This is a genomic window from Sphingobium sp. 15-1 (genome assembly GCF_013375535.1).
GTDB classification, from domain to species: Bacteria; Pseudomonadota; Alphaproteobacteria; order Sphingomonadales; family Sphingomonadaceae; genus Sphingobium; species Sphingobium aromaticivastans.
Window position 1 is genome coordinate 1,479,290 of sequence record NZ_JABXJG010000002.1, and the last position, 8,211, is coordinate 1,487,500.

Consider the following 8,211-nt stretch of genomic DNA (forward strand, 5'->3'; position numbering starts at 1 on the left):
GATGCAGATGCCGATCCCCGACCATGTCGCGCAGATCGCCATTTTCATCTCCTTCTATGGCGCGCTGGGCATGGCGGCGCTGCTGCTGTTCCTGGTGATCCGCCGCGACCGGGCGGAGCGCGCCGATGCCCATGCATCCGCGATGATCAAGGCGCTGATCCGCGAGATCATGGGCGGCGGTCGGGAAGGGGGCGGCGAGGATGCGCTGTCCGGTCCCGCCTTCCGCAAGGCGCGGACCGCCGACAAGCTGGCCGCGATCGGCCGCATGATCCAGCTTCTGCGCGGGGAGGAGCGCGAAAGGCTGATCGCGCTGGTCGAACGCCACGGCCTGCTGAAGCATGCGCTCAGCAAGACCCGCAGTTCCCGCCGCCGGGCCCAGGTGGACGCCATGCGCATATTGGGCAGCATCGGCGGGGCGCATGCGGTCGACGCGCTGCTGTCGGTGCTGCATGAAGACCCGCTGATCGACACGAGGCTGGAGGCGGCGTCGCTGCTGGCGCAGCTTGATGCGCTACCCGCGCCGGAACGGCTGATCGAGGATCTGTCGCTTTACGAAACGCGAATCACGCCGCTGCATCGCAGCCTGTTCCGGCTGATCGCGGTCAGCCATCCAGCCGAACTCATGGCGCTGGGGCGATCCAACCAATTGCCGCCGGCCGCCCGCGCTCTCGTGATCGACGCGCTCGGCTGGACGGAGGATTTCGCCGCCCTGCCGCTGCTGGCGGCCGCCTCCGCCGATCCGCATCCTCCGGTGCGGCTCGCCGCGCTGGATTCCGCGACCCGGCTCGGCCATCCGGGCAGCGCCGGGTGGATCATCAGGATGCTGGAGGACCCGGAGCATCCGGTGCGTTCCCGCGCCATTCGCGCCTGCCAGATCATGCGGCTGACCGCTGCCCTGCCGCTGTTGGCGGCGCTGCGCAACGACCCGTCGCCCTGGGTCCGCCTGCGCGCGCAGCAGGCGGTGCAGATGTTGCAGGTGGCCGCATGACGCTGGACGGCATCCTCTCCGCCGCGGCCAGCATCGGCGTCGGCACGCTGGTCGCCATCGGCCTGCTCTGTTTCCTGGTCGTCAGCATCCGCAATCTGGTGTCGACCGTGCAGTTGCTGCTGGCGGCGCGGGTCTTCGTCACCCGGATCAAGCCCGCCAGCCGGTCATACGATCTTTGGACCCGCTATGCTGACCTTGCCTTGCCCGTCTCGGTCATCGCGCCCTGCTTCAACGAGGAGCTGTCGATAGCCGACAGCGTCCGGGCGCTGCTGGCGCTGGAATATCCCGATCATGAGGTGATATTGGTCAATGACGGTTCCAGCGACCGCACGCTGGAAGTGCTGATCCGCGAATTCGCCCTGCGCCCGATCGAACGGGAACAACTGGCCGAATTGCAGAAGACCAGGATTTTGGGCGTCTATGGATCGGCCCGCTATCCCAATCTGATCCTGATCGACAAGCAGAACGGGCGGAAGGCGGATGCGGTCAATGCGGGCCTGGGCTTCGCCGCCGCGCCGCTGGTGTGCGTGATCGACGCCGATTCGATCATCGAACCGGACGGGCTGCTGCGCGCCGCCGAACCCTTCATGGCTGACGACGGATCGCTGATGGCGGTGGGCGGCGCGATCCGCATCGTCAACGGATCGGTCGTCGCGGGCGGCCATGTGCGCGAAATCCGCCTGTCGGACAAATGGCTGCCGCGCTATCAGATATTGGAATATCTGCGCGCCTTCCTGACCGCGCGCATCGCCAATGCGCGGCTTGACATGCTGATGCTGATCTCCGGCGCGTTCGGCATGTTCCGTCGCGCCGCGCTGGTCGAGATCGGCGGCTACCGCCACGATACGGTGGGGGAGGATCTGGAGGTCGTCACCCGCATCCACCGCCGCATGCGGGAGGAGAAAAAGCCCTATCGCGTCGATTTCGTGCCTGAAATCGTCTGCTGGACCGACGCGCCGGAAAGCTGGAAGGGGCTGCGCAACCAGCGCGCGCGCTGGGAGCAGGGGGCGTTGGAAACCATCGTCGAGCATCGCCGGATGCTCGGCAATCCGCGCTATGGCCGGATCGGCCTCGTCAGCATGCCGCTGATCGTGATCGAAGATGTGCTGGGCCCGCCCTGCGAGCTGTTCGGCTATCTCCTGATCCCGCTGCTCTGGCTGATGGGGGTGACGAGCGGCGCGGTGGTGTTCGCCTTCTTCTCGCTGACGGTGCTGTTCGGCACAGCGCTCAGCCTGGGCACGCTGGCGCTGGAGGAGGTGCAGTTGCGCCGCACGCCCCGCGCCCGCGACCTGGCGATGATCGGCATCGCCGCCGTGGTGGAAAATCTGGGATACCGGCAGGCCAATCTGGCGTTCCGGCTTTACGGCATGTGGCGATTCTTCCGCAAGGACAACCGCTGGGCCGCCGCCGGCCGTTCGGCCTTCGTGCGCCAATGAGGGGAGGTGGCCTTGCGCTGCTGGCGGGATCGGCGCTGATCGGTTGGGCGGAGGCCGCCCCCGCCGAGGTGATCTGGAAAGGGCCTGCCGTGAAGGACTGGCGCGAGGTGGAGCAATGGACCCTGTCGGGCAGGATAGAGGCGGACCTGTTCCGCCCCGCAGCGCTTGCGCCGGAGCGGGAAGCCGCTGCGTCCGTTCCCTTGCTGGTGCCGCTCGGCGCGAATCTTCTGCCGCTGGCGGACATCCGGCCCTTCGGCACGGAGGTACGGGTGGCGGTGGAGCGTGCCGAAGAGGGCCTGCGTATCCGCTGCCGGGCTGGGAGGGCACCGGCCGGACTGGTGCTGCGCTGGCCGGATCGGCGCCTGCCCCGCGCTTATCGGGGGCAATGGCGGCTGGAAGGGCGGGCTGATGCGGCGATTGGTGTCGATGTTCTGCCGGTCGGGCGGGATGCTTCGACCACACAGGTTGCGCTTGGGGGCGATGGGGCCGCCGTTATTCCCTTTGCGGATCGGCGGGGGGAACAGATGCTGGTTCTGACCTGTCCCTCATCAAGCAGCTCGGCCTGGCTCGAAGCGGTTACTTTGGAGCCCGTCTTGTTCAAAGTACCACGTGCTCCTGCGAAGGCAGGAGTCCAGTCCCACCGTTCGAACTGGGCTCCTGCCTTCGCAGGAGCACGTAGCGCTTCAATCACAGGGCAGGGACCGGCGTCAGAGGGGGCGGTGAGCGAAGTGCGAGGCACATGGGTCTGGCGGGAGCGCGACTGGCATGGCGATCCGCTTGCCTTTGCCCGCCATGCCGCCATGGCGGGATGGACCGAACTCGCCATACAAGCGCCTGCCCAGCCGGATGCGGCGCTGGCCCGGCTCGCGGCGGCGCTGGCGGAGCGCAAGATCGGTTTCCGCCTGCTCGACGGCGATCCCGCCATGGCGACGGCGGAGGGGCGGGCCGAGGCCGTCCGCCGCTTCGCCCGCCTGCGCCGCTGGTGCGACGATCATCTCGCGGCAAGACCGCTGCTGGAACTCGACATCGAACCCTATGCTCTGCCCGGCTTTGCGGCGGACCCCGAGGCGGGCTGGCAGGATTGGGCGCGGACGGTGCAGGCCATCGCCGCTGCCTGGGGCGGGCCGGTGGCCGTCGATGTCCCCTGGTGGATGCGCCGCTCGCCGCAGGGCCATGCGGCGCTTGGCGATGCCCGCGCTTCGATCCGCGAAATCATCGTCATGGCTTATCGCACCGATCCGCAACTGATCCTCGACGCCGCCGAAAGCTGGCTGGCGGAGGCAGGACCGCCCGTCCGCATCGCCATTGAAACCGGTCCGGTGGCGCAGGAAGCCGAAAGACTGTACCGCCGCGCGCCCAGCGGAACGCTGAAGCTCAGCGATGCGGGCGCGGAACTGCTCGCCGCGCCCGAAGCCGCCGGCCCGGCCGCCTTTACTTTCGCCCTGGTGCGCGAGACGCGGACCGATCCCGCCCGCATCAGTTTCCATGGCGCGCCGTCTCGCGCCGCCGAGGCCGAACGCGCGCTCCTGCCGCTGCTGTCGGGCTGGCCGGGCTTTGCGGGCTTCCGCGTCCATGGCTGGGAGGTGCCGGTCCATGGCTGATCCGGACTCGCCCGGCTGGATGCAGGAGATGCTGGCGCTTCAGGCGGCGGTGACCGAAGCCTATGCCGATTTCCAGCAGATCATCGATGAGGTGGTGGCCCGCGCCCTGCGCATCATCCCGCTGGCGACCGGGGCCATCGTCGAGATGCGTGATGGCGAGGATGTCGTCTATCGCGCCGCCAGCGGCACCTCGATCAAGCAGATCGGCCTGCGCCTGGCGCTGAGCGGCAGCCTGTCGGGCGTGTGCATCGCGACGGGCGAGACCCAGTTCTGCCATGACAGCGAAACCGATCCCCGCGTCGACCGCGATGCCTGCCGGAAGGTCGGCGTCCGTTCGATGATGCTGGTGCCCTTGCCCTATCATGGGCAAAGCGTCGGCGTGCTGAAGGTCTATTCTGGTCAGGTCGCGGCCTTCAGCCGCGCCGACTTGGACATCGTCCGCCTGATGGCGGGGCCGATCGTCACCGGCTTCGCCAATGCGGCCCACAGCGACGCCGCCCGCCATTTCGCCGCGACCTTCGAACAGGCGGCCGTTGGGCTTGCCCATTGCTCGCCGGAAGGGCGCTTCCTGCTGGTCAACGACCGCTTCTGCGAGATTGCGGGCTATAGCCGGGACGAGCTGGTCGGCCTGGACTATCGCCAGATCACCCATCCCGCCGATTATGAGATCGACGCCCGGCTGGCCGGTCGCCTTCTGCTGGGGGAGATCAACGATTTCGCCTATGAGAAGCGCTATGTCCGCAAGGATGGCGGGCTGGTGTGGATCAACCTCACCGTCTCGCTGGTGCGCGATGCGGCGGGGGCGCCGGATTTCTTCGTCTGCGTGGTGGAGGATATTTCGGCGCGGCGCTCGGCCGAAATGGCGAGCGCGGCCAAGACCGGCTTCCTTGCCAATATGAGCCATGAGATCCGCACGCCGATGAACGGCATATTGGGCTTTGCCGACCTGCTGATGGGCGCGGGCCTGCCGCCCGAACAGCATCATCAGGTGAAGATGATCGCTGATTCCGGCCGCGCGATGATGCGCCTGCTGAACGACATATTGGATTTGTCCAAGGTCGAGGCCGGGCAGATGGAGATCGCCCACGAACCCTTCGACCTGGTCCATGCGCTGGACGCGTGCCTCAACCTCGTGCGGGCCAGCGCGGGGCAGAAGGGGATCGATCTGGTCCGCGACATGGCCGACGATCTGCCCCGGATGATGCTGGGCGACGGGCTGCGGCTGCGTCAGGTGGTGCTCAACCTGCTGGGCAATGCGGTCAAGTTCACGTCCGAAGGCCATGTCGCCCTGCATGCGCATCTCGACGGCGCGGACCGGCTGGTGATCGCGGTCGAGGATAGCGGCCCCGGCATCGCGCCCGAGCGGCAGGCCGCCATTTTCGAGAAATTCGTGCAGGCCGACGTCGGCACGGCCGCCCAGTTCGGCGGCAGCGGCCTGGGCCTGTCGATCAGCGCCCAACTGGTGACGCTGATGAACGGGGAGCTTTCCCTGGACAGCATGGTGGGGCAGGGGAGCCGCTTCACGCTGCGCCTGCCCTTCGAACGGGCGGATGCGTCGGCGCTTTCCCCGGCCGCCCCGCCGCCGCCCCGCGGCATCGCCCATCTGGCCGGTCTGCGCGTGTTGGTGGCGGAAGATCACGACGTCAATCAGGAGCTGGTCCGGGCGATATTGGAGCGGATCGGCTGCACCGCGACGATCGTCCCCGACGGCGCGCAGGCGATCGCCGCCGTGTTGCGCGCCAGGGCGGAGGGCACGCCCTATGATATCATGCTCATGGACATGCAGATGCCGGTAATGGGCGGGCTGGACGCGGCGCGGACCATCCGGGGGCGGGGCGTCACCGCGCATGAACTGCCGATCCTGGCGCTGACCGCCAATGCCTTTGGCGAGGATGTGCATGCTTCGTTGGCGGCCGGCATGCAGGCGCACCTTGCCAAGCCAGTCCGCCTGGCGGATTTGCAGCAGGCGTTGGCGACATGGCTGCCCGCCAAGGCCGTGACGGAGAGCGCCGAAACCTTCGACCCGGTGACGCGGCAGTTGAGCGAACGCTTCCGCGAGAAGACGGCGCTCTGGTCAGCCCTGTTCACGCGCTTGCTGGAGGACCCGGCCCCCGCGCCCGCGCTTCTGGAGGAAGCGCAGGGTGAGCTGCACAAGATAGCGGGAACGGCGGCGATGTTCGGCCAGGCCGCCTTGGGCAGCGCGGCCGAAGCGGCCGAACAGGCGCTGCGCGAGAGGAGCGGGATGGACAGGACGACCGCAGACCGGATCAGGACCGTGATCGGGCTGTGCGGAGGTGGTTGAGGCGTCCGCCTGGGGTTGAAAGAGGACATTGAAATCCTCCCCATCGGGAGATGGGGAGGGGGACCGGTCGCGAAGCGAGCGGTGGAGGGGAAGCTACGCAGGTCGTGCCATTTTCCCCTCCACCAGCCTTCGGCTGGTCCCCCTCCCCACGCTTCGCGCAGGGAGGATTTTGACCTCCGCTCCGGGCCAATCCCAAGCTTCAGAACCGCTAAAATTTGACCTTTGCCCCCAGCCGAACGGTCCGAGGCTCCACCACCCGGCTCAACCGCCCCTCCTGCGGTCCGCCCGTATCGAACCCCGGAACATAAGCCTCGTAAAAATAAGCGATGTCCTTGTCCCGGCTGTCGAAGATATTCAGCAACTCGCCATAAAGTTCGATCCGCTTGCCCTTCCACGCGCCCCGGGCATTGACCACCGTGCTCCCCTTGTCCCGCACGCTATTGTCCTCGATCAGCGGATAGGGCCCCAGATGCCGCACCCGCAGGCTCGTCTCCCAGCGCCCCAGCACGACCGCCACACCCCCGGAAGCGGCATTTTCAAAGGCGTTGGGAATCCGGTCCCCATTGTTGTAGCGCGAATGGCTGGCGGTATAATTGCCGTCCAGCGCCAGCCAGGGCAGCGGCCGCCAGAAGGCGACGATCTCATAGCCATGCCGCTTGCTGGCGCCGGTCGGCTCAACCGCGTTGCTATCCCCGACGAAGCGCAATTCGCTGCCCACATTCAGCCACCAATAGGTCGCGGTCAGGCTGGCCGAACCGATCTGGACCCGCCCGCCCAGCTCCTTGCCGGTACCGCGCACCAGCACCGGGACCGGCGTGTCGACATTCACCGCCCCGCGCACATCGTTGCTGTGGAAACCCCGGCCCCAATTGGCGTAGAGTTCCAGCGCGGGCGCGACCCGATAGGCGAGCGAGGCCTTGGGCGACAACAGGCTGTCCGATCCCTTGCCCTCGCCCAGAGCGGCGGCGGCGCCATCCCTTGCCCGCACCGCATAACGATAATGATCGCCGCGCAGCCCGCCCGTCACGCGCAGGCCGGGCAGCGGCCGCCACGTCACGTCGCCATAAAGCGCCAGCGACAGTTCCTCGACATGATAGCGGCCGAGCGAGGAGAGGAAGGCGCGATCGGCGGTGCGCGACACGCCGACATTGCCGATATGGTCGTAGCGATCCTCCGTCCCGACGCCGAAATCCAGCGTCGATCCCAGCGACCAGCGCTTCTCCGCCGTCGCGCCGATAATCCAGCGGTGGTCATATTGGCGGATCTGCGCGCTGCTGCCGTCCGGATCGGCATAGGTCGGGTTGGAATACATCGACCAGTCATAATATTGCGCATAGGCGTTGGCGCGCCAGTCCGCCTGCGTCACCGCGACATTGCCGACGAAGCGCGTCGTCTGACCCCGCGCCGAGGGATCGGGCGAGCAGAACATATCCGCGCAGACCGGCGATCCGACGATTCGCTCCGGAATCTGCTCGGTCGGCCGCCATGTCGCGCGATAGGCATGCAGCGTGGCCTCCACCGCTCCCGCCCGATATTTGGCGAAACCGGCATAATGGCGCAGATGCTCCGGCTCCTCCCACGGCCCGTCATAGGCCTTGGCCTGCGCCACCAGCGTCAGTTCGCCCGGCCCGAAGCCCTTGATCGTGCCCCCCGCCGCGATCCGCCGCGAACCGTAGGAGCCGCCTTCCACCGACATCCACGGCCGGTCGAACCCGTCGATCGTCTTCATATAGGCGGCGCCCGCCAGCGCGAAGTCGCCGCCATCGGCGCGATAGGGGCCTTTCCGGAAATCCTCCCGCGCGATGATCTCCGGGATCAGGCCGTTCAGGTCCAGATAGCCCTGCCCATGGCCGTGCGAGCGGAAATTCATCTGCACCCCGTCAA

General features: G+C 67.5%; 5 protein-coding genes (1 of these 5 running past the window's edge). 4 read left to right on the forward strand and 1 reads right to left on the reverse strand.

All coding sequences use genetic code 11. The features are described 5' to 3' along the window. The first annotated feature begins 1 nt into the window (after nucleotide 1). From HUK72_RS22665 to HUK72_RS22680, 4 genes are read left to right on the forward strand one after another with little or no spacing between them, the layout of a single operon-like run. On the forward strand, nucleotides 2-988 hold the full coding sequence (locus HUK72_RS22665) for a HEAT repeat domain-containing protein (protein ID WP_176598770.1): 987 nt from the start codon (nucleotides 2-4) through the stop codon (nucleotides 986-988). After that, the gene (locus HUK72_RS22670) at nucleotides 985-2,424 is read left to right on the forward strand and encodes a glycosyltransferase family 2 protein (protein ID WP_255325921.1); all 1,440 of its coding nucleotides are present in this window, start codon (nucleotides 985-987) and stop codon (nucleotides 2,422-2,424) included. Before HUK72_RS22665 ends, HUK72_RS22670 begins: the two co-directional genes overlap by 4 nt. Next, nucleotides 2,421-4,025, forward strand: a complete 1,605-nt coding sequence (locus tag HUK72_RS22675; RefSeq protein WP_176598771.1) for a hypothetical protein — start codon at nucleotides 2,421-2,423, stop codon at nucleotides 4,023-4,025. The genes HUK72_RS22670 and HUK72_RS22675 overlap by 4 nt, the downstream gene beginning before the upstream one ends. After that, on the forward strand, nucleotides 4,018-6,327 hold the full coding sequence (locus HUK72_RS22680) for an ATP-binding protein (RefSeq protein ID WP_218036209.1): 2,310 nt from the start codon (nucleotides 4,018-4,020) through the stop codon (nucleotides 6,325-6,327). The genes HUK72_RS22675 and HUK72_RS22680 overlap by 8 nt, the downstream gene beginning before the upstream one ends. Before the next feature lie 208 nt (nucleotides 6,328-6,535). On the opposite strand, the gene HUK72_RS22685 is transcribed toward HUK72_RS22680, so the two are convergent. Further along, nucleotides 6,536-8,211: the 3' portion of a TonB-dependent receptor gene (locus HUK72_RS22685; protein ID WP_176598773.1), read on the reverse strand. Its footprint extends 310 nt past the window's final position; 1,676 of the gene's 1,986 nt are visible here — the last part of the coding sequence; the start codon falls outside the window, past its right edge; it ends in the stop codon at nucleotides 6,536-6,538.